The sequence below is a fragment of the Micromonospora sp. WMMC415 genome (assembly GCF_009707425.1).
Lineage (GTDB): Bacteria > Actinomycetota > Actinomycetes > Mycobacteriales > Micromonosporaceae > Micromonospora.
Genome location: NZ_CP046104.1, coordinates 5,599,383 through 5,619,296 on the forward strand (window position 1 = coordinate 5,599,383; position 19,914 = coordinate 5,619,296).

Sequence of the window (19,914 nt, forward strand, 5' to 3'; positions counted from 1 at the left end):
CTAACAGACAGGTCTGTCTACCCGCAAGCTTCGAGCACGGAGGCGGGCGGCCGGGCGCCCGGCGGACGCCCCGGACAGACTTGTCTGTAGCATTGTCGTGCCTGGCCAGCGGAGGTGAACCGATGACACAACCACCCCAGCCGGCGCGCGAGCGAATCCTCGACACCGCGTTCCGGCTGTTCTACGCCCACGGGCCCCGCGGCGTCGGCGTCGACACCGTCATCGCCGAGTCCGGCGTGGCCAAGGCGACCCTGTACAAGCACTTCCCCCGCAAGGACGACCTCGTCCTGGCGTACCTGGACAAGGTCGACCAGACCTGGTTCGGGCAGCTACGCGCCGCGGCCCGCGCAGCCGGTGACGACCCACGCGACCAGATGGTCGGCATGTTCGACGCCCTCGCCTCGGCGTGCCGACGCGAGGGCTACCACGGCTGCGCGTTCATCAACACCGCCGCCGAGAGCGCGGCCGGCAGCGACGTGCACGCCCGTACCGTCGAGCACAAGCGGGTGGTGCTGGCCTGGGTGACCGACCTGGCCCGCCGCGCCGGCGCCGCCGACCCGGCGCGGCTGGCCCGCCAGCTGACCCTGCTGCTCGACGGCGGCCTGTCCGCCGGGGTGCTCGACGCTGATCCGGCCACCCCGGACACCGCGAAGGAAGCCGCCCGCGTGCTGGTCGCGGCCGCCTGCCCGACCCGGTGACCCAGGAGCCACCGCTGGCGCTCGCACCCCGTCACCTTGCTGATCCCGGCGAGAGCCGGTCCGCCAGCTCCCGCTGGCCGGAAACGACTCAGGGCCGGCCCCCGAACGGGCCGGCCCTGAACGATGACGGTGCGGCTCGCGCACTGCCATCCAATGGTGGGCGATACTGGGTTTGAACCAGTGACCTCTTCCGTGTCAAGGAAGCGCGCTCCCACTGCGCCAATCGCCCTCGTCTTGCCGAGGTGGGGACGGGATTTGAACCCGCGTACACGGCTTTGCAGGCCGTTGCCTCGCCTCTCGGCCACCCCACCGAGGTTGCCCCCGTCATGCGTGGCGGCATCTCCGAGCGGACGACGGGATTCGAACCCGCGACCCTCACCTTGGCAAGGTGATGCGCTACCAGCTGCGCTACGTCCGCGTGCCCCCGGCTTTCCCGGTGACGGATGAGAACTCTAGCCGAGCCGGCGAGCGGTTGCCAACTCGGGGTGCCCCCGGCGCGTCCTCCCAGCGAGTCGGGACCGGCCGGTGGGTCGATGCCCGTCGCCACGCCGGTTCCGATCCGGACAACACACCGGGACCGTCCGCAAAACTGTCCGATTTCCGACCGGTTGAGCTTCGTGTCCGGATCCTTCGGTAACGGCCCGTGTCGGTATGGATGGACTACCGTTACGGCTGTGACAAGACGTGCGGCCGAGATCCGCCTGGATGCCCTGCTGCGCACGGCCTGTGACGTGATCGTGGAGCGAGGCCTGGCCAACACCCGCACCTCCGACGTGGCTCAGGCCGCGGGGGTGAGCCAGGCACTGGTCTTCTACCACTTCGCCACGAAGGACCGACTGCTCGCCGAGGCGTTCGCGTACGCCGTCGAGCAGGATCTCGCCCGGTTGGACGCGGTGATGCGCTCCACCGCCCCGCCGCTGACGAAGCTGCGGCGGATCGTCAAGCTCTACACCCCGGCCGGCCGGCCGATCTCCTGGTCCATGTGGATCGACGGCTGGGCCGAGTCGCTGCGCACGCCGGAGCTGGAGAAGGTGTCCCGCCGGCTGGACCTGCGCTGGCGGCAGGACCTGGCCGCGGTGATCGCGGCGGGGGTCCGCGACGGCACGTTCCGGTGCGCCGACCCCGAAGGGGCCGCCTGGCGGATCAGCGCCGTGATGGACGGCCTCGCCGTGCAGCTCGCAGTGCACGACCGGGTGATCTCCCGCCGGCAGTTCACCGAGTGGGTCCGCCTGGTGACCGCCCGGGAGCTGGGGATCGACCCGGCCCAGCTGGACTGAGGGCGCGCGGAAACCGGCCTTTGCCGGCGGCCCGGGGCGGGACAATCCGGGCATGGACCTGCTCGAGACGTACCGCCGCAGCCTCGCCGTGTTCACCGACCGGGTGGCCGAGGTCGGCCCGGGGCAGTGGACGGCGCCGACGCCCTGCGCGGAGTGGGACGTCCGGACGCTGGTCAACCACGTCGTCGGCGAGGACCGGTGGAGCGTGGCGCTGATGGCCGGACGCACGATCGCGGAGGTGGGCGACCGGTACGAGGGCGACCAGCTCGACGGCGACCCGGCGGCCGCGGCCCGGGACGCGGCGGCGCAGGCGGAACTGGCCTTCACCCGCCCCTCGGCGCTGGAGCGCACCGTCGACCTCTCCTCCGGTCCGACGCCGGCCGACGAGTACCTGCACCAGCTCATCGCGGAGCACCTCGTGCACGGGTGGGACCTGGCGGCGGCGATCGGCGCCGATCGGCGTCTGGACGCCGACGCGGTGGCCGGGTGCGCCCACTGGTTCCGCGGACGGATCGACGACTACCGGCGGGGCCGGCTCGTCCGGTCGGGCGTCGACGTGGCAGCCGACGCCGACACCCAGGACCGGCTCATCGCCGCCTTCGGCCGCGACCCGGACTGGGCGCCGTAGGTCTGCCGGGATGTTAAGAAGGGGCCCTTCTACTACCGCAGGAGTTAGGAAGGGGCCCTTCCTTGCGCCTGCCGGAGGCGCGGCCGGGCCGGCGGGTGGACGTTGGCGAGGTCCGGGTCACCGCCGTAGTGGGCGAGCACCCGGTGGTCCATGACCCGTCGCCACAGCGGCGGGACCAGCGCGGCGACCACCATGGTCGCGTACCCGGCCGGCAGCTGCGGCGAAGCGTCGAAGCTGCGCAGCGTCTGGTAGCGCCGCAGCGGGTTGGCGTGGTGGTCGCTGTGTCGCTGGAGCTGGAAGAGGAAGACGTTGGTGACCGCACGGTCGCTGTTCCAGCTGTGCCGGGGGTCGACCTTCTCGTACCGGCCGGCGGCGGTGCGCTGCCGGGCGAGGCCGTAGTGCTCCAGGTAGTTCACGACCTCCAGCAGGCTGAATCCGACCACGGCCTGGAGGACCAGGAAGACCAGCACACCCGGGCCGAACGTGACCGCCAGCAGCGCGTAGAGCGCCACGGTCATCGCCCAGGCGTTGAGGATGTCGTTGCGCCACGTCCACGGGCTGCGGCCGCGGATGCGGAACCGCCCCGTCTCCAGCCGCCAGGCCGACCGCAGGCTGCCCCAGACGGTACGCGGCCAGAAGGCCCAGAAGCTCTCGCCCAGCCGGGAGCTGGCCGGGTCCTCCGCGGTGGCGACCCGGGTGTGGTGGCCCCGGTTGTGCTCGACGTAGAAGTGGCCGTACCCGGTGGGGGCCAGCGCCACCTTGGAGAGCCAGCGTTCCGTCGTCTCCCGCTTGTGGCCCAGCTCGTGGGCGGTGTTGATGGCGATGCCGTTGACGATCCCGACGGTCGCCACGAGACCCGCCGCCACCAGTGGGGAGAGGCCGCCGGCGGCCCAGACGGCGCAGCAGAGCACCAGGGCCGCGTACTGGGCGGGCAGGTAGAGGTAGGTGAGCCAGCGGTAGTAGCCGTCGGCCTGGAGCCGCGGCACCGCCTCCTCCGGTGGGTTGCGCCGGTCGTCGCCGATCAGCAGGTCGACGGCGGGGATCAGCCCGAACACCACGGCCGGGGTGAGCCACCAGGCCCAGGCGCCCCCGGCGCCCCGCCAGGACAGCCAGGCGAGGAAGGGCAGCGCGGGGACGAGCAGCGCCAGCGGCCAGAGCGGCTTGCGGGTGTCCCGCCAGGCGCCGGGGGTGACGGTCGCGTCGACGGCCATGGCCGATCTCCGATCTCTCGCCGGTCTCCCTCCTGACTGTGGCAGCCGTCACGTCGTTTTACAAGGCCCCATGTTTTGTAAAGTCGAGTCCGTTCGATGCGAGGGGACGTCCGCCGGGGGCGGCACGGCAGGTCACCACCCCCGGCGGCCCCCGATCAGCGTCCCCCCGCCCAGCCCCGCGACCTACTACTCGACGCACGCCCCCAGTCCCGGGCCGACCCACGATCGTCGCCCACCGTCCGGGTCAGGTGGCGCATGCGCAACAGCAGCCCGAGGCCGAGGGACACCAGCAACCCACCCAGCAGGAAGGCGGCCTGCACCGCGCCGAAGCCACCGGACTGCGCGACCGGGCGGCCCGCCCCGGCCGCCGGTGGCACCTCTGCGACGCCGTCGTCGGCGGGCACCTCCTCGCCGGTCTCCTCCACCGCCGGCTCGGTGGGCTCGGCCGGCGCCTCGGACACCTCCGCGGACCGGCTCGGCGACGCCTCGGCGTCCGGCCCCACCACCGACCGGGTCGCGGTCTGCCGCGCCAGCAGGCGCAGGTTCGCGTCGTACGCCTCCGCCTCCAGCGTGACCCGCCCGCGGCTCACGTCCTCCGCGAACGCCACCTGGTACTTGGCCGTCACCGTCCGGTCCGGGCAGAGCGTCCCGGGATCGAGCTGACGGTCGGTCAGCCGGGCCACGTCACCGTCGGTGCGCACCTCCAGCGGGAACGACCCGGTCTCCTCGATCCGGTCCACATTCACCTGGTCGAGCCGCATCCCCGACACCCGCAGCACCATCGACCAGCGGACCTTCACGCAGCCGCCCCGGTCACGCCGCACCACCGCGGAGACCGTCGCCACCGGGTCACCGGCCCGGAACTCGTCGGGCAGGCCGCTCAGCTCCGTGCTGTTGGCCGCCGACGCCGGCGTCGGCGCGGCCAGGCACACCCCGGTCACGCAGGCCAGCACCACCCCGGCCCGCAACGCGTACCGCCACAACGTCACCTTCTCCGCCCTCCCGTCGGTCGCCTCCACGACAGACGCTAGGAGCGGGTGCAGACAGCCGGTAGACGGGCGTGTTCGCACGGACCGCCAAGGACGGAGGGTGGTTTCACCGTGCGTAGTGAACCGGTCACGCCCTCCCCGCGACACGCCGGTCGCTCGCCTGCGGGAGAATCTGCCGGTGTCCGAACTCGCCACCGCCTTCGTCCGGCTCCACGCGCGCCTCGCGCCGGTCGCCTTCGTACCCGAGGTGCGGCTGCACCAGGCCGACGACGCGGTCGGGCTGTGGGAGCTGACCGAGGGCGAGTTCCGCAGCGCCCAGCCGCCGCCCTTCTGGGCCTTCGCCTGGGCCGGCGGGCAGGCGCTCGCCCGCTACGTCACCGACCACCCGGACCTGGTCACCGGCCGGCGGGTGCTCGACCTCGCCTCCGGGTCGGGCCTGGTCGCCATCGCCGCGGCCCGCGCCGGCGCGGCGGCGGTCCGCGCCGTCGAGGTCGACCCGCTCGCCGTCGCGGCCGTCGCGCTCAACGCCGAGGCCAACGGGGTACGCCTCGACGCCGAACTGGGCGACATCCTCGACGGCGACGCGGGCGGCGCCGAGGTCGTGCTCGCCGGCGACGTCTTCTACAGCGAGGTGATGGCGAGGCGGGTGCTCCGCTTCCTGTTGACGGCCGCCCGCGCCGGCGCGACGGTGCTGGTCGGCGACCCCGGCCGGGCGTTCCTGCCCCGCGACCGCTTCGACGAGGTCGGCACGTACGACGTGCCCGTCCCGGAGACGCTGGAGAGCGTACGGGTGAAGCGCACCACGGTGTGGCGGCTGCGGCCCGGACTGCCGGGGGCGGCCCGTTAGCGTGTCCGGCGTGCTGTTCCGGAGCTGGGCGGAACCGGCCGGCGCCGCCTGGCCGGACGTGGCCCGTGTCGCCGACCACGTGGGCGTCGAGCACCTGGTGGTGACCCGGCACGCGCTGGTCCGTCAGGTGCTGACCGACCCGCTCACGTACCGCCCGGACAACGCCCTCGACGCCGTCACCCCGGTCCCGGTGGCCGCCCTGCGGATCCTCGCCGGGCACCGCTTCCGGCTGCCGCCGACGCTCGCCAACAACGGCGGCGCGAGCCATCCGGCGATCCGGGCGGTCGTCGCCGACGCCCTGCACCCGGCGAAGGTGGCCGGCCAGCGGCCCTGGCTCAACGACCTGGTGGGCCGGCGGGTGGCCGCCATCCGGGCCGCCCTCGACGCCGGCGCGACCGCCGACCTCTACGCCGACCTGGCCGCCGACCTGCCGCTGCTGGTGCTGGCCCGCCTGGTCGAGCTGCCGGACGCCCCGGTGGGCGCGGTGAAGGAGTTCGCGCGGGCCGCCCTCGAACTCTTCTGGGCACCGCTGGACGCCGACCGCCAGCTCGCCCTGGCCGCGGAGGTCGGGCGGTTCCACCGGGTGCTGCGGGAGTTCGCCGCCACCGGCGGCGGGCTCGCCGGGGCCCTGCGCGCCGCCGGGCACCCGCCCGACGTGGTGGTCGGGGCGCTGTTCTTCCTGCTGGTCGCCGGCCAGGAGACCACCTCGCAGTTCCTCACGCTGCTGCTGCACCGGCTGGCCGGCGAGCCGGCCGTCCGGGCCGGCCTGCGCGCCGGCACGGTGTCGGTCGCCGACGTGGTCGAGGAGGGGCTGCGACTGGAGCCGCCGATCGTGACCTGGCGGCGGGTGGCCGCCGTGGACACCACGCTGGGCGGGACGGCGGTGCCGGCGGGCACCAGCGTCGTCCTGTGGCTGGCCCGCGCCGGCCGCGACCCGGCCACGGTGGACGCGCCCGACGAGTTCCGGCCCGGGCAGAAGGGCTCGCGCCGGCACCTCGCCTTCGGGGCCGGCGCCCACCGCTGCGTCGGCGACCAGTTGGCCCGGATGGAGGCGGCGGTCGTCGTCGACCAGGTGACGCCGCTGCTCGACGGGGTGACCGTGGTCCGCCCGCCCTGGTGCCCGGACAATCTGACCTTCCGGATGCCCGACGCGTTCGTCGTCCGACGGAGCTGACCGCACGGCTTCCGGCCGAAGGCGCAGCTGACCAAAGTGAGGGTCGGTCGGTGCCGTTCGGGCACGGTGTCGGCACCCGCCGCGCGCCTACCGTCGCCGCATGATCACATTACGTGGGTTGACCAAGCGTTTCGGCCAGACGACCGCCGTCGACGACCTGACCGTCGACATCGCCCCCGGCCGGGTCACCGGCTTCCTCGGCCCGAACGGTGCCGGCAAGTCCACCACCTTGCGGATGGTGCTCGGCCTCGACCGACCCACCGCCGGCCGGGCCCTGGTCGGCGGGCGGCCGTACCGGGAGCTGCGACACCCGCTGTACGAGGTCGGCGCGCTGCTCGACGCGCGGGCCGTCCACCCCGCCCGGTCCGGCCGGGCGCACCTGTTGGCGATGGCGCGCAGCAACGGCATCCCCGCCCGCCGGGTGGACGACGTGCTGGCCACCGTGGGGCTGGACGACCGCGCCGCCGCAAAACCGGGCCGCACCCTGTCGCTCGGGATGGGACAGCGGCTCGGCATCGCCGGTGCGCTGCTCGGTGACCCGCCGGTGCTGATGTTCGACGAGCCGGTGAACGGGCTCGACCCGGACGGCGTCCGCTGGATCCGGCAGCTCGTCCGGTCACTCGCCGCTGAGGGCCGAACCGTGCTGGTGTCCAGCCACCTGATGAGCGAGATGCAGCAGACCGCCGACCGGCTGGTGGTCATCGGGCGCGGGCGGCTGCTCGCCGACGCTGCCATCGACGAGGTGATCGCCGGCGCCGGTGGCGCCGTCCGGGTCCGGGTGCCGCGCGAGCCGGACCGGCGGGCGCTGGCCGAACGACTCGTCGTGGCCGGGTACGGCGTCGATCCGGCCGGACCGGACGCGCTGAGCGTCACCGGCGCCGACGCCGGACGCATCGGCGACCTCGCGCACGAGCTGCGGATCCGGCTGCACGAGCTCAGCCCGCAGACGGCGTCGCTGGAGCGGGCGTTCATGGCGCTCACCGCGGACAGCGTCGAGTACGCCGGTGGTGGTGTGCGATGACCACGACCTCCGCGCCCACCCGCCGTCCCGGACAACCCGCCTCAGGCCGCCGGAGGGGCACCCTCGCCGGCGCGGTCGCCGCTGAGTGGACCAAGCTGTGGTCGATCCGTTCCACCTGGTGGACGATGCTGGCCGGCGTGCTGCTGATGGCCGCCACCGCCGGCCAGCTCGCCATCTACGTGAGCAACGCCAACACCGATGACGACCCGGCCGACGACCCGGGGATCGTCACTGTCGGCAGCGTCCTGATCGACTCCGTCGAACTCACCCAGTACGCCGTGCTGGCGCTCGGCCTGCTCCTGGTCACCAGCGAGTTCACCAGCGGCACCATCCGGACCACGTTGCAGTGCACACCGTCGCGAGGCCGGGTGCTGCTGGCGAAGGCCGTGGTGACCGGGACGGCGACCTTCGCGCTCGGGCTGCTGCTCGGCGCGGTCGGCGCTCTGGTGGCCCGGCCGGTGCTCGGCCGCTGGGGCACCGCGCCGGCCGGTGGCACGGCCGGCGACATCCTGGCGGTCGCGACCTACCTGGCGCTGATCGGCGTGCTGGCCCTCGGCCTCGGCGCGGCGCTGCGCAGCGCGGTACTCACCCTGATCGTGCTGCTCGCCACGCTGATGATCGTCCCGCTGTCACTGCAGGAGCCGGACATCGCCGTGCTCAACCGGATCGCCGACGCCTTTCCCGGCGTGGCCGGCGGGCATTTCATGACCGGGGACGGCGACCCGTACCCGGCCTTCGTCGGGTTGCTGCTGCTCGCCGGCTGGGCCGCAGCCGCGCTCGCCCTGGGCCGGGCCGCGCTACGGCGCCGGGACGCGTGAGCCGGGGCGGGGCCCGTCTAGCCGGGTGGCTCGACGAGCCCCGCCTCGTACGCGAGGATCGCCGCCTGCACCCGGTTACGCACGTCGAGCCGGGTGAAGATGCTGGTCAGGTAGCTCTTCACGGTGCCCTCGACGAGGTGCAACCGGCGGCCGATCTCCGCGTTCGACAGACCGGACCCCACCAGGGCGAGCACCTCCCGTTCCCGTTCGGTCAGCCCGGCCAGCCGGTCCCGGGCCGCCGGGCGGCGCGCCATCCGCCCGCCGCCCAGCTCGATCACCCGGCGGGCCACCCGCGGCGACAGGTACGCGCCGCCGTCCGCGACGGCGCGTACGCCGGCGACCAACTCCCGAGGGTCCCCGGCCTTCAGCAGGAACCCGCTGGCGCGGTGCCCGAGCGCCCGGGCGACGTGGTCGTCCTCGCCGAAGGTGGTCAGCATGACCGTGGCGGTCTCCGGCACCAGCCGGCGGATCTCGGCGGCGGCGGAGAGCCCGTCCAGCTTCGGCATGCGGATGTCCAGCAGGGCCACCCGGGGACGGTGCGCCCGCACCAGCTCCACCGCCGCCCGGCCGTCACCGGCCTCGCCCACCACCTCGATGCCCGGGTCGGTGGCCAGGATCGCCCGTACCCCGGCGCGGATCATGGCCTCGTCGTCGGCGAGGACGACCCGCACCGGGGTGGCCTGCTCGGTGTTCATCCGTCGATCCGCTCCTTGCTGACCAGCCGGCCGTCGGTGAAGCACAGCCGCCAGGTCGGCTGGGCCAGGGGGAAGTTTCCGTCGGTGTAGTGCTCGCACCCGGCCCGGCCGGTCCCGGCGGGCGAGTCCACCGGGCGGCGGGGTAGGCCGTCCAGGTCGGCCCGCGCGGCGCCGACCGGCAGCCGGGCAAAGGTCGCCTCGTCCAGCACGGTGCCGGCCGTGGCGACCGGGTAGTAGACCAGCGTCAGCACCGCGGCGATCGCCGCCGGAGCGCCGACGGCGGTCATCAGGCTGCGCCGCACCCGGCGGCGCGCGTCCCGTAGCCGCCGCTCGGCCTCGCCGAGGGCCGGTGTCGACGTTTCCGCGCGGCCGGGCGGCGACGCCGACACCGGCCCGCGACCGGCGAGTGCCGGCCAGGCGGGCTCGACGTCCCCGCCGGACTCCTCGCGGTACGGTCCGTCGTGCCGGGGCAGGCGGGCCTCCACCGCGAACCCGCCGTCGCGCGGGCCGGCGGTGAGGACACCGCCGGTGAGGCGTACCCGCTCGGTGAGGGCGAGCAGGCCGGAGCCGGTCGACGGCGGGCCGGGCAGCGGGCCGGCCGCAGGCCGGGCGTTGACCACGCTCAGCCCGACCCACTCCCCCTCGGCGCGCAGGGAGACGGTCACCGGCGCGCCGGGCGCGTACCGGGCCGCATTGGTGAGCGCCTCGCGCACCACCCGGTGCACCGCGTACGCGGTCCCCGGGGGCAGGTCCGACCCGCCGTCGGGCAGGTCCAGCCGGACCGCCATGCCCGCCTCCCGCGCACCGTCCACCAGGTCGGCCACGGTCCCCGGACCGGCGGTGTCCGGATCGCCCTTCTCGCGGAGCAGGCCGATGACGCCGTGCAGGCGTTCGGTGGCGTCCGCGACGCTGGCCCGCAGCTCACCGGCGGCGGCCCGGTGCCGGGCCGGCAGGTCGTCGGCGAGTTCCAGGGCGGCGGCGCGCACCGCGATCAGGCTGAGGTCGTGCCCGAGGGAGTCGTGCATCTCCCCGGCGATCCGGGCCCGTTCCCGCAACCGGACACGCTCGGCCAGGCCACGCCGCTCCCGGTCCCGGGCCTCCTCATGCCGGCGTTCCGCCTCCGCCAGGGCCTCCTGCTGACGCCGGTGCCGGCCCACCAGCCAAGGCAGGACCCCGGCGAAGAGCAGCACCGAGGCGAGCAGGAACCAGGTGGCGGCGCCGGTGCCGAGCAGCCCCAGGTTGAGCACGGTGCCCCCGGCGGCGATCACCGCGAAGGCGACGCCGGCCGGGACGGCCGTGGCCGCCCGCCGCCCCGCCAGGTAGCTGAAGACCGGGATGATGAAGGAGAAGTTGCCGTCGAGCAGCGAGCCGAGCACGGCCAGGAACAGCGCCACCACCGGGAACCGTCGGGCCACCGCGACCGCGCCGGTGAGGATCGCGAGTCCGCCGGCGAGCGACAGCAGGGACGGCGCGTCGTACGGTGGCGAGAGCCCGGCGGCGAGCAGCGGCCCCGCCGCCACGAGCCAGAGCAGCCCGTCGGCCGACCGCCGCCGCCACTGAGGGCCCGCCGGTCGGCCCCACACCCGCCGACAGCTCATCACGGCGGCCAGGCTACCCACGCTCGACCTGCCGGGTTACCGACGATGGTCAGGTGTTCAGCTGATCTCCTCAGCCCAGGCACGCCAGTCGTCCAGCACCCCGTAGAGCGCCGGGGTGAGCCAGCCGGGAGCCGAGCGGCGGAACACACCGGGATCCATCGCGCCGGCACCGGCCGGCAACGCGCCGAGCAGGTGCGGCACCAGGTCGGTGAGGTTGGCCCAGTGCACCAGCTCCGGATCGGCCGGCCAGGCGCCGATCACCACACCCGCCGGCACGGCCCGGCGCTCCAGCGCCTCCAGGGTGAGCGCGGTGTGGTTCAGCGTGCCGAGGCCGGCGCGCGCCACCACCACCGCCGGGCAGCCGAGGGAGACCGCCAGGTCGGCCACCGTCCACGGCTCACCCGACGGTCGCAGACCCATCGGTACGAGCAGCCCGCCGGCCCCCTCGACCAGGACCAGGTCGTGCTTGTCGGTCTCCTCACGGACGGCGTCGACCGCGGTGTACAGCTCCAGGGGCGGCAGCTCGGCGATCCGGGCCGCCGCCAGCGGGGCGAGGGGCTCCGGGAAACTCGCCAGCGTCCGGCCGGTGAGTGGCGCGGCGAGGCGGGTGACCGTGTCGACGTCACCGGGGTCGCCGGTGGCCGTACCCGTCTGGCCCGGCTTGACCACCGCGACGCGCAACCCGGCGGCCTGCGCCGCGGCGGTGATCGCCGCGGTGACGATCGTCTTGCCGACCTCGGTGTCGGTGCCGGTCACCAGCACAACACCGCGCCACGGCGCTCCCGTCTCGGCCGCACCGCTCACCGTGCCACCTCTGCTCGCGACTGCGGGGCTCGCAACCCCGGCTCACTCCTCGCGCTCACGGGGCACACTCCACGATGACCTCCAGGGCCCGCTCGAAGTCCGCCCGGGGCACGCCGGCGCTGAGGGTGAGGCGGAGCCGGGACCGGCTGTCCGGGGTGGAGGGGGGCCGGAAGCAGCCGACCGCCACGCCCCGGTCCCGGCAGTCGGCCGCCCACGCGGTGGCCGTTTCGGGACCGGGCGCGGTGACCGACACGACCGCGGCGTCGGGGGCCGACACGGTCAGCCCGGCGGCGCGCAGCCGGCGGACCGCGAGACCGGCCCGTTCGGCCAGCTCCGCCCGCAAGTCGTCACCGGCGCGGGCCAGCCCGACGGCCGCCCGCACGCCGGCCGCCACCGCCGGCGGCGGCGCCGTGTCGAAGATGAACGTCCGGCCCGTCTCCACCAGGTGGCGGACGAACTCCGCGGGGCCGGCGACCACCCCGCCGGCGCCGCCGAGGGCCTTGGACAGCGTGGTCGTGACGATCACGTCCGGCTCACCGGCCAGCCCGGCGGCGGCCACTCCCCCGGCGCCCTGCGGGCCGGTCACGCCGAGCGCGTGGGCGTCGTCGACGAGCAGCAGCGCGCCGTGGTCCCGGGCGACCGCGTGCAGCTCGGCGAGGGGGGCGAGGTCGCCGTCGACGGAGAACACCGACTCGGTGACCACCACCGCCGGCCGGCCGGGCGTGGCGGCGAGCGCGGCGCGTACGGCGGCGACGTCGGCGTGCGGCGTCACCACCGTCTCCGCACCGGAGATCCGGCAGCCGTCGATCAGCGAGGCGTGGTTGTGCGCGTCGGAGACGAGCAGCGTGCGGGGCTGCACGAGCGCCCGGACCGCGCCGAGGTTGGCCAGGTAGCCGGAGGAGAAGACCAGCGCCCGGTCGGTGCCGAGCCAGTCGGCCAGGTCGTCCTCGAGGGCGTGGTGGGCGTCGGTGGAGCCGCGCACCAGCCGCGACCCGGTGGCCCCCAGCCCGTACGCCCGCACCGCCGCGACCGCCGCGGCCGTGACCTCGGGGTGCGTCGACAGGCCGAGGTAGTCGTTGCCGGCGAGATCGACCACGGCGTCGCCGGCGGACCGTGGGCGGAGCGTACGCGTGAGCCCCGCCTTGGCCCGCAGCTCGGCGCGGCGGTCCAGCGCCGCCAGCCAGTCCGCCACCGCCACTCCCATCCCGCGGCACCCGCCCGTCGGGCGCCTCGCGCCGGGGCGAAGGTACCACCTGGCCACGGCGGCCCCGGCGTGGCGCGGGCCCGACGCGGCGTGGCTCTCAACGGTCGCTCGTGCGGCACTCGGGGCCACCACGCGGCCGTTTCCCGCCGCCGGAGCGGCCTTGTAGGGTACGGGCCATGCCAGAGATCCTCGACCAGGCCCGTTCCCAGGTGCTGGAGAACGGCGTCGGCCTCGACGAGGCCGGTGTCCTCGCCGTGCTGAACCTGCCCGACGAGCACCTGCCCGCCGCCCTCCAGCTCGCGCACGACGTGCGGATGCGCTGGTGCGGCCCGGAGGTCGAGGTCGAGGGCATCGTCTCGCTCAAGACCGGCGGCTGCCCGGAGGACTGCCACTTCTGCTCGCAGTCGGGCCTGTTCACCTCGCCGGTGCGCTCCGTGTGGCTGGACATCCCCTCGCTGGTGGAGGCGGCGAAGCAGACCGCGAAGACCGGCGCGACGGAGTTCTGCATCGTCGCCGCCGTCCGCGGCCCGGACGCCCGGCTGATGAAGCAGATGCGCGAGGGTGTCGCCGCGATCAAGGCGGAGGTCGACATCCAGGTGGCGGCCTCGCTCGGCATGCTCACCCAGGAGCAGGTCGACGAGCTGGTCGACATGGGCGTGCACCGCTACAACCACAACCTGGAGACCTGCCGGTCCTACTTCCCGAACGTGGTCACCACCCACTCCTGGGAGGAGCGCTGGGAGACGCTGCGGATGGTCCGCGAATCCGGCATGGAGGTCTGCTGCGGCGGCATCCTGGGCCTGGGCGAGACCGTCGAGCAGCGGGCCGAGTTCGCCGCCCAGCTCGCCGAGCTGGACCCGCACGAGGTCCCGCTGAACTTCCTCAACCCCCGCCCCGGCACCCCGCTCGGCGACCGACCGGTGGTCGAGGGCAAGGACGCGCTGCGCGCCATCGCCGCCTTCCGGCTCGCCATGCCGCGCACGATCCTCCGGTACGCGGGCGGCCGCGAGATCACCCTGGGCGACCTGGGCACCCGCGACGGCCTGCTCGGCGGCATCAACGCGGTGATCGTCGGCAACTACCTGACCACGCTGGGTCGCCCGGCCACCGACGACCTGAAGCTCCTCGACGACCTGAAGATGCCGGTCAAGGCCCTCTCCGCGACCCTGTGAGCACCCGGTGACGACCAGTGACGCGACGACGACGAGCGGCGTGGCGGCCGGGGGCGCCGGTGCCGCCTGGTGCGACCGCTGCGGCGAGCCGGCCGGTGTCGGCGAGCACCTGGCCTGCCGGGCGGCCCGCGAGCTGGAGCCGCCCCGGTACTGCGCGCACTGCCGCCGCCGGATGAAGGTGCAGGTGCTGCCGGTCGGCTGGTCGGCGGTCTGTGTCGCGCACGGCGAGATCCGGGGCTGACGCGGTGCTGCGGGGGCGGGTGGTGACCCTGCGGCCGGCCACGGTCGCGGACGTGCCCGCCCTCGCGGCGATCCGTGCCCACCCGGAGGTGCGACGCTGGTGGCGCGGGGGCGACGACCTCGCCGCCGCCGTGCGGGCCGACCTCACCGACGGCGACCTGACCGTGTACGCGATAGAGCACGACGGCCGTGTCGTCGGCGCCATCCAGTGGTACGCCGAGGACGACCCCGACTACCGCCACGCCAGCATGGACATCTTCCTCGACCCGGCGGCACGCGGCGCCGGGCTGGCCGGAGACGCCATCCGTACCCTGGCCCGGCACCTGATCGACGAGCACGGCCACCACCGCTTCACGATCGACCCGGCGGCGGCCAACTCGGCGGCGATCCGCGCGTACGCCAAGGTGGGCTTCCGCCCGGTCGGCATCCTCCGCCGTTACGAGCGCGGCGAGGACGGCCGCTGGCACGACGGCCTCCTGATGGACCTCCTCGCCGACGACCTGCCCGACTGACGACGCGCGTGGCGCCGTAACCGGCCAACATCCGCGCAACTTCGGGGAAGCTGTCGCCTCGATCGCCGCCGAGGCAGCATCTTCCCCGAAGTTGCGCGTCGATCGAGGTCAGGCCGCGGTGCAGGCGAGGGCGGCAGCAGCGGCGGATACGCCTCTGGCGTTACAGCGACATGCCTGCGGAGCGTGACGATTCTTCGGAGGCGGCGGAAAGAACCACCAGGTCAGCACGGTTCAGACCGATCATCGGATATAGCCCGTGGTGACGATCTATGCGATCACGTGCTGTCCCTCGACACCGTTCCGGAGGAATCCTCATGCCACAGCGTCGGCGCGTGGCGCGCGCGGCCGTTTCCGGTGCCGCCGCCGCTGCCTGCCTCACCCTCGCCATCCCGGCGTGGGCGTCGACCACCATCCCCCTCCACAGCGACCACAAGGACGAGACCGCCGCCGGCTTCCAGCAGGAGTGCGGGGACGAGCGGTTCGCCAACCTGCCGGACGACCACGACGGCTGGCACTTCGTGCTGCCCGGCGGCAAGGAGTCGGGCGGCTTCGAGACGCTGAGCCTCACCTTCAACGACGGCATCAAGGACGTCACCGTCACGGTGCCGAATGCCGGGGACGCTTACCCGGACGCCCTCTACCCCGCCGGGCAGAACGACGACCGCGTCATCCACGCCTACCTGTTCACCCCGGCCGGGTGGACGCTGGTCGACGGCAGCGCCACGGTCAGCGGCGAGGCGGACAAGTTCAACCTGAGCCACACCTGTGCGGGCCACGACGACACCCCGGGGACGCCCACCCCCACGACTCCCGTGCCGACGACGCCGGGCGGCCCCGAGAGCCCGTCCACCCCGGGCGGGTCCGGCACGCCGACCCCCGGCGGCGGTGGTGGCGGTGCGGACGACCCCAGCCTGCCGATCACCGGCGTCGCCGGCACCGGCATCGCGCTGACCGGCCTCGCCCTGATCGGCGGCGGCGTGGCGCTCGCCGTGCTGCGGCGGCGCCGCGACAATGTGACGTTCACCAGCTGACCCCAGGCATCACCCGACCGGCCGCCGGATTTCCGGCGGCCGGTCGTCGTCTTCGAGGCCCCTTCGAGGTGGAGCGGGGAAGATCACCCCGGAGGTTTGATCCGCCGGAGGAGCACGACCGTACTGACCGGTAACCCGGTCAAGGGCGCCCGGAGATTCATCACATCATCGAGAGTAATGGATGACTTGGCGACGTACGCCCAGGTCAGGCCGGTTGACGGCGGCGCATGACGCGCCAAAAGACCGGCCGGGCACGGACGCCGCGTCCTGACATACGAACGTACTGTTGCCGCCCCCGTTTTCGGCGGGCGACAGTACGCGACACCAGCGGTGCCATCGACGCCGCCGCTCCCCCGGACGACCCTGAGGAGATCGCGATGGCTCTACGACTCGCCGACGGAACCGCCTGGTCCGACGTCCTGGCCCGCGCGGTCGACGCCGCCCCCGAGGCCTTCGGGCCCCCGGTCGACGGCGTCCCGACCCTGCACAACCTGATCGAGGGTGGCTGGCAGGCGGTGGGCTCGCCCGCCGCGGTACGCACCCCGGTCGACAACACCGTCCTGGTCAACCTGCCACGGCTGGACGCGGCGACCGCCCGCGCCGCGGTCGCGCACGCCGCCACCGCCCACCGGGCGTGGGCCGAGACCCCCCTCGCCGACCGGAAGGCCCGGGTCACCGACGCCCTGGACGCCCTCACCGCGCACCGCGACCTGCTCGCCCTCCTGCTGGTCTGGGAGATCGGCAAGCCGTGGCGGCTGGCCTGCGCCGACGTCGACCGGGCGCTGGACGGCGTCCGGTGGTACGTCGGCGAGATCGACCGGATGCTCGCCGACGGCCGGGAGCCGCTGCCCGGACCGGTCAGCAACATCGCGTCGTGGAACTACCCGATGAGCGTCCTCGTCCACGCCGAGCTGGTGCAGCTGCTCGCCGGCAACGCGGTGATCGCCAAGACGCCCTCGCAGGGCGGCGCGGTCTGCCTCACCGTCGCGCACGCGCTGATGCGCCGCGCCGGTCTGCCCGCCACGCTGCTGTCCGGCAGCGGCGAGGAGCTGTCCGAGGTGCTGGTCCGGGCTCCCGAGATCGGTGCGGTCGCGTTCGTCGGCGGGCGCTCCAACGGCGGGAAGGTGGCCGCGGCGCTGCTCGACACCGACAAGCGCCACTTCATCGAGCAGGAGGGCCTCAACGCCTGGGGCATCTGGGACTTCTCCCAGTGGGACCTGCTCGCCGGGCACCTGAAGAAGGGCTTCGAGTACGGCAAGCAGCGCTGCACCGCGTACCCGCGCTTCGTCGTCCAGCGCGAGCTGGTCGACCAGTTCCTCGACATGTACCTGCCGGTGGTGCGGTCGGTCCGCTTCGGTCACCCGCTCGCCGTCGGCGACGACTGGTCGGCCGGCGACCCGCTGCCCGAGCTGGACTTCGGCCCGCTGATCAGCGCCGCCAAGGCCGAGGAGCTGCGCCGCAAGGTCGACGAGGCGGTCCGTGGTGGTGCCGTCCCGCTGTACCGGGGCCGGCTCGACGGGGCGCCGTTCCTCGACGGGCAGGACGCCTCGGCGTACGTGGCGCCCTCGGTGCTGCTCGCCCCGCCCGGGCGGTCGCGGCTGATGCACGCCGAGCCGTTCGGCCCGGTCGACACGATCGTCGTCGTCGACACCACCGACGAGCTGCTCGCCGCGATGAACGCCTCCAACGGCGCGCTGGTCGCGTCGCTCGCCTGCGACGACGAGGACGAGGCGGCCAAGCTCGCGGTCGACCTCCAGGCGTTCAAGGTGGGCATCAACAAGCCGCGTTCGCGGGGCGACCGGGAGGAGCCGTTCGGCGGCCGGGGCGCCTCGTGGAAGGGCGCCTTCGTCGGCGGTGACCTGCTGGTGCAGGCGGTCACGGTCGGCGGCGACGGCCGCCTCTACGGCAACTTCCCGGACTACAGCAGCTACCCCACCACCTGAGGCGGGCCTCGGGACGACGGTGGGCGGGGCTCCCGCACCGGGAGCCCCGCCGTTTCACCGTCTCCCGCACCGGGAGTCGGCCGCCCTAGACGCGGGCCCGGCCCACCGCTGTCGCCGTGAGCGGCACCGTCAGCGTGACCAGCGACCCGTCCCGGTCCACCGCCGAGGGACGGCTCAGCCGGCGGGCCGTCCGCAGCATCGGCGTGTTCTCCGCCTGCGTGTGCAGGACCAGGGCGACGTACCCGGCCCGTTCCGCGTGGCGGACGAGCCGGTTCAACAGCGCCGAGCCGACTCCCCGACGCTGCCAGTCGTCCCGCACCAGCAGCGCCACCTCGGCCATGTCCCCCTCGGCGAGGAGGTTGGCCATCGCGACCACCGGCTCCCCCGCTCCGCCGGAGCGGGTGGCCGTGGCGAGGAGGGTGACGCCCCGCGCCGGTTCGAGCAGCCGGCGCATGCGGGCCGGCGCGGGCAGGGCCGCGCCGCCCAGGTAACGGCGGTGCCGGCTGCGCGCCGAGCACCTCTCGTGCAGCTCGACCACGCCCGGCAGGTCGTCGCCGGTCGCCGGGCGGACGCCCAGCTCCGAGCCGTCGGGCAGCACCAGGGTGACCTGCTCGGCGGACCGGCGCGCGACGGTCGCCGCCAACTCGACCAGGGCCTGCGCCCGCGCGTACTCGGCCGGGGTGAACCCGGGGGCCGCGCGCCGCAGCTCGTACGACCCGCCGCTCGGGTCGGCCAGCAACATCGTGGTCGGGGTGATCCCCGGCTTGGGCCCGGCCGGCGACGGCCGCCAGGTGACCGAGTCGGCACCGAGCAGGGTCCGCAGCGCCTCCCCGGTCGCGTCCGGGTCCCGCACCAGGCGGGTGGCCAGCCCGAGCACCCGGGTCGGCTGGTCGGCCAGCCCGCGCGCCTCGCTGCGCGACACCCAGCAGTCGCGGCCCCGCCCCCGCTCCACGGCGGCGACGAGGTCGGCCTCGTCGAGTGAGTCGGGTGCGTCGACGAGGAAGTCGTCGACCGCACCCCGCTCCGTGGTGTGCACCTGCACCGTGAGGATGTTGACCCCACGCAAGGCCAGGCTCGCCGTGAGGACCGACAGGTAGCCCGGTCGGTCGTCCACGGTGGCCCGGATTCGCCACAGCGTCATGGTTCGCTCCCTTCCCCGGTACGACCCTCGCCGCTGGCTGTTGCCGGCCGGTTGCTTCGGGGTGACGGCTCGTGATCCACGGGTGCGGTGTGCGCCACAGTCGCCGTCAGCCGGCCGCGGGCGGTGCCCCGACCAGGTCGAGGCGGTCGCCGAGGATCACCGCGCTGGCGCGGACCAGTTGTGCGAGCCGGTCCACCTCGGTGGAGTGGAACGCCGCGGCGGCCAGCGGCTCGCTGTCCTCCCGCGCCACGACCAGCACCAGCCCGGCCCGCCCGAACGGTGCGACGGCGAAGTGGGCGCCGCCGGGCGCGCTCATCGCGCGGGCGCGCAGCGGCGTCACGTCCGGCAGCCGCGGGGGTACGGGAGCACGCCAGCTGGCGTGCCCCACGGTCGCCTCGCTGCCGGCGCCGGCCCGGGCGGCCCAGTCGACCGGCACCACCGCGGCGACCGCCCAGTCGGCGGCGAGCAGCCCCGGCACGGCGTCGACCAGGGTCGCCAGCCCGTCGGCGGGGTTCCCCGCCACCTGCGCCAGCAGTTCCGCGTCCTGCCCGGTGGTGGTGGGCGCGCCGATCGCCCGCCACACGCCGTCCACGCGGACTCCGGGGATCGCCGCGAGGCCGGCCATCAGCCGCTCCACCCGGGCCGCTCCCGGCCACACCACGGTGAAGTCGTCCACCGCCCGGCCACCGAGCCGCTCCAGGACCACGACCTGCACGATGTCGGCGCCGGAGACGCCCATCGTGCGCGCGACCTGGCCGAGCGTGCCCGGACGGTCGGGAAGGGTGACCCGAACTCGCAGCAACATGTGATCCTCCGCTCGGCGGGCCGGCGCGGTCCGCCGGCAGGCACGCCCTAGCGTGCCCCGCGACCGTTTCGCCCCTGTTGCAGCGGCATGTCCCGAGAGCAAAACC

20 protein-coding genes and 3 tRNA genes are annotated in these 19,914 nt (G+C 74.6%); 12 read left to right on the forward strand and 11 right to left on the reverse strand.

Annotated features, from left to right (window positions below; genetic code table 11):
- Positions 1–122: 122 nt before the first annotated feature.
- Complete coding sequence (locus GKC29_RS26190) at positions 123–698, forward strand: TetR/AcrR family transcriptional regulator (RefSeq protein WP_155333346.1); 576 nt, start codon at positions 123–125, stop codon at positions 696–698.
- Between the two features lie 154 nt (positions 699–852).
- Here the strand turns inward: GKC29_RS26190 and GKC29_RS26195 are convergent.
- The 3 genes from GKC29_RS26195 to GKC29_RS26205 form a co-directional block, all read right to left on the reverse strand.
- Positions 853–927 (reverse strand) — tRNA-Val (locus GKC29_RS26195).
- 11 nt (positions 928–938) lie between these two features.
- A tRNA-Cys gene (locus GKC29_RS26200) sits at positions 939–1,009 on the reverse strand.
- Positions 1,010–1,043: 34 nt separating this feature from the next.
- Positions 1,044–1,116 (reverse strand) — tRNA-Gly (locus GKC29_RS26205).
- Positions 1,117–1,372: 256 nt separating this feature from the next.
- Here GKC29_RS26205 and GKC29_RS26210 point away from each other — a divergent pair.
- Positions 1,373–1,975 carry a TetR/AcrR family transcriptional regulator gene (locus GKC29_RS26210; protein WP_155333347.1) on the forward strand — a complete coding sequence of 201 codons (603 nt, stop codon included), beginning with the start codon at positions 1,373–1,375 and terminating at the stop codon, positions 1,973–1,975.
- Positions 1,976–2,027: 52 nt separating this feature from the next.
- A complete protein-coding gene (locus GKC29_RS26215) occupies positions 2,028–2,603 on the forward strand; it encodes a TIGR03086 family metal-binding protein (protein WP_155333348.1) in 576 nt (191 codons plus the stop codon).
- A 44-nt stretch (positions 2,604–2,647) separates the two neighbouring features.
- On the opposite strand, the gene GKC29_RS26220 is transcribed toward GKC29_RS26215, so the two are convergent.
- Positions 2,648–3,814 (reverse strand): alkane 1-monooxygenase, encoded by a 1,167-nt coding sequence (locus GKC29_RS26220; RefSeq protein ID WP_155333349.1) that lies wholly within the window; start codon positions 3,812–3,814, stop codon positions 2,648–2,650.
- 155 nt (positions 3,815–3,969) lie between these two features.
- On the reverse strand, positions 3,970–4,833 hold the full coding sequence (locus GKC29_RS26225) for a hypothetical protein (protein WP_196255742.1): 864 nt from the start codon (positions 4,831–4,833) through the stop codon (positions 3,970–3,972).
- A gap of 148 nt (positions 4,834–4,981) precedes the next feature.
- On the opposite strand from GKC29_RS26225, the gene GKC29_RS26230 reads away from it, so the two are divergent.
- The 4 genes from GKC29_RS26230 (at position 4,982) to GKC29_RS26245 (ending at position 8,663) form a co-directional block, all read left to right on the forward strand.
- Positions 4,982–5,650, forward strand: a complete 669-nt coding sequence (locus tag GKC29_RS26230; protein ID WP_155333350.1) for a methyltransferase — start codon at positions 4,982–4,984, stop codon at positions 5,648–5,650.
- A gap of 1 nt (position 5,651) precedes the next feature.
- Positions 5,652–6,824 (forward strand): cytochrome P450, encoded by a 1,173-nt coding sequence (locus GKC29_RS26235; RefSeq protein WP_155333351.1) that lies wholly within the window; start codon positions 5,652–5,654, stop codon positions 6,822–6,824.
- A 100-nt stretch (positions 6,825–6,924) separates the two neighbouring features.
- The gene (locus GKC29_RS26240) at positions 6,925–7,845 is read left to right on the forward strand and encodes an ABC transporter ATP-binding protein (RefSeq protein WP_155333352.1); all 921 of its coding nucleotides are present in this window, start codon (positions 6,925–6,927) and stop codon (positions 7,843–7,845) included.
- On the forward strand, positions 7,842–8,663 hold the full coding sequence (locus GKC29_RS26245; protein WP_155333353.1) for an ABC transporter permease subunit: 822 nt from the start codon (positions 7,842–7,844) through the stop codon (positions 8,661–8,663). The genes GKC29_RS26240 and GKC29_RS26245 overlap by 4 nt, the downstream gene beginning before the upstream one ends.
- Before the next feature lie 17 nt (positions 8,664–8,680).
- Here the strand turns inward: GKC29_RS26245 and GKC29_RS26250 are convergent, their stop codons facing one another.
- The 4 genes from GKC29_RS26250 to GKC29_RS26265 all read right to left on the reverse strand — a co-directional run bounded on the left by GKC29_RS26250 (position 8,681) and on the right by GKC29_RS26265 (position 12,952).
- Positions 8,681–9,358, reverse strand: a complete 678-nt coding sequence (locus GKC29_RS26250) for a response regulator transcription factor (RefSeq protein WP_155333354.1) — start codon at positions 9,356–9,358, stop codon at positions 8,681–8,683.
- Entirely contained in the window at positions 9,355–10,956 is a 1,602-nt protein-coding gene (locus tag GKC29_RS26255; RefSeq protein WP_230688827.1) for a histidine kinase, read from the reverse strand. Before GKC29_RS26255 ends, GKC29_RS26250 begins: the two co-directional genes overlap by 4 nt.
- A gap of 57 nt (positions 10,957–11,013) precedes the next feature.
- Positions 11,014–11,718 (reverse strand): dethiobiotin synthase, encoded by a 705-nt coding sequence (bioD, locus tag GKC29_RS26260; protein ID WP_155334355.1) that lies wholly within the window; start codon positions 11,716–11,718, stop codon positions 11,014–11,016.
- Between the two features lie 97 nt (positions 11,719–11,815).
- A complete protein-coding gene (locus tag GKC29_RS26265) occupies positions 11,816–12,952 on the reverse strand; it encodes an 8-amino-7-oxononanoate synthase (RefSeq protein ID WP_155333356.1) in 1,137 nt (378 codons plus the stop codon).
- A gap of 188 nt (positions 12,953–13,140) precedes the next feature.
- On the opposite strand from GKC29_RS26265, the gene bioB reads away from it, so the two are divergent.
- The 5 genes from bioB (at position 13,141) to GKC29_RS26290 (ending at position 17,862) form a co-directional block, all read left to right on the forward strand.
- Positions 13,141–14,136, forward strand: coding sequence for a biotin synthase BioB (gene bioB, locus GKC29_RS26270; RefSeq protein WP_155333357.1), 996 nt, complete (start codon positions 13,141–13,143; stop codon positions 14,134–14,136).
- Positions 14,137–14,143: 7 nt separating this feature from the next.
- Positions 14,144–14,377 carry a hypothetical protein gene (locus GKC29_RS26275; protein WP_155333358.1) on the forward strand — a complete coding sequence of 78 codons (234 nt, stop codon included), beginning with the start codon at positions 14,144–14,146 and terminating at the stop codon, positions 14,375–14,377.
- A gap of 4 nt (positions 14,378–14,381) precedes the next feature.
- Complete coding sequence (locus tag GKC29_RS26280; RefSeq protein WP_155333359.1) at positions 14,382–14,888, forward strand: GNAT family N-acetyltransferase; 507 nt, start codon at positions 14,382–14,384, stop codon at positions 14,886–14,888.
- 332 nt (positions 14,889–15,220) lie between these two features.
- Positions 15,221–15,919, forward strand: a complete 699-nt coding sequence (locus GKC29_RS26285; protein ID WP_230688828.1) for an LPXTG cell wall anchor domain-containing protein — start codon at positions 15,221–15,223, stop codon at positions 15,917–15,919.
- A gap of 377 nt (positions 15,920–16,296) precedes the next feature.
- Positions 16,297–17,862 (forward strand): aldehyde dehydrogenase family protein, encoded by a 1,566-nt coding sequence (locus GKC29_RS26290; RefSeq protein WP_155333361.1) that lies wholly within the window; start codon positions 16,297–16,299, stop codon positions 17,860–17,862.
- Between the two features lie 85 nt (positions 17,863–17,947).
- Here GKC29_RS26290 and GKC29_RS26295 read toward each other — a convergent pair whose 3' ends face one another.
- Positions 17,948–19,003: a GNAT family N-acetyltransferase gene (locus GKC29_RS26295; RefSeq protein WP_155333362.1), complete on the reverse strand. Its 1,056-nt coding sequence runs from the start codon at positions 19,001–19,003 to the stop codon at positions 17,948–17,950.
- Between the two features lie 106 nt (positions 19,004–19,109).
- Positions 19,110–19,808 carry an amino acid-binding protein gene (locus tag GKC29_RS26300; protein WP_155333363.1) on the reverse strand — a complete coding sequence of 233 codons (699 nt, stop codon included), beginning with the start codon at positions 19,806–19,808 and terminating at the stop codon, positions 19,110–19,112.
- Between the last annotated feature and the right edge of the window lie 106 nt (positions 19,809–19,914).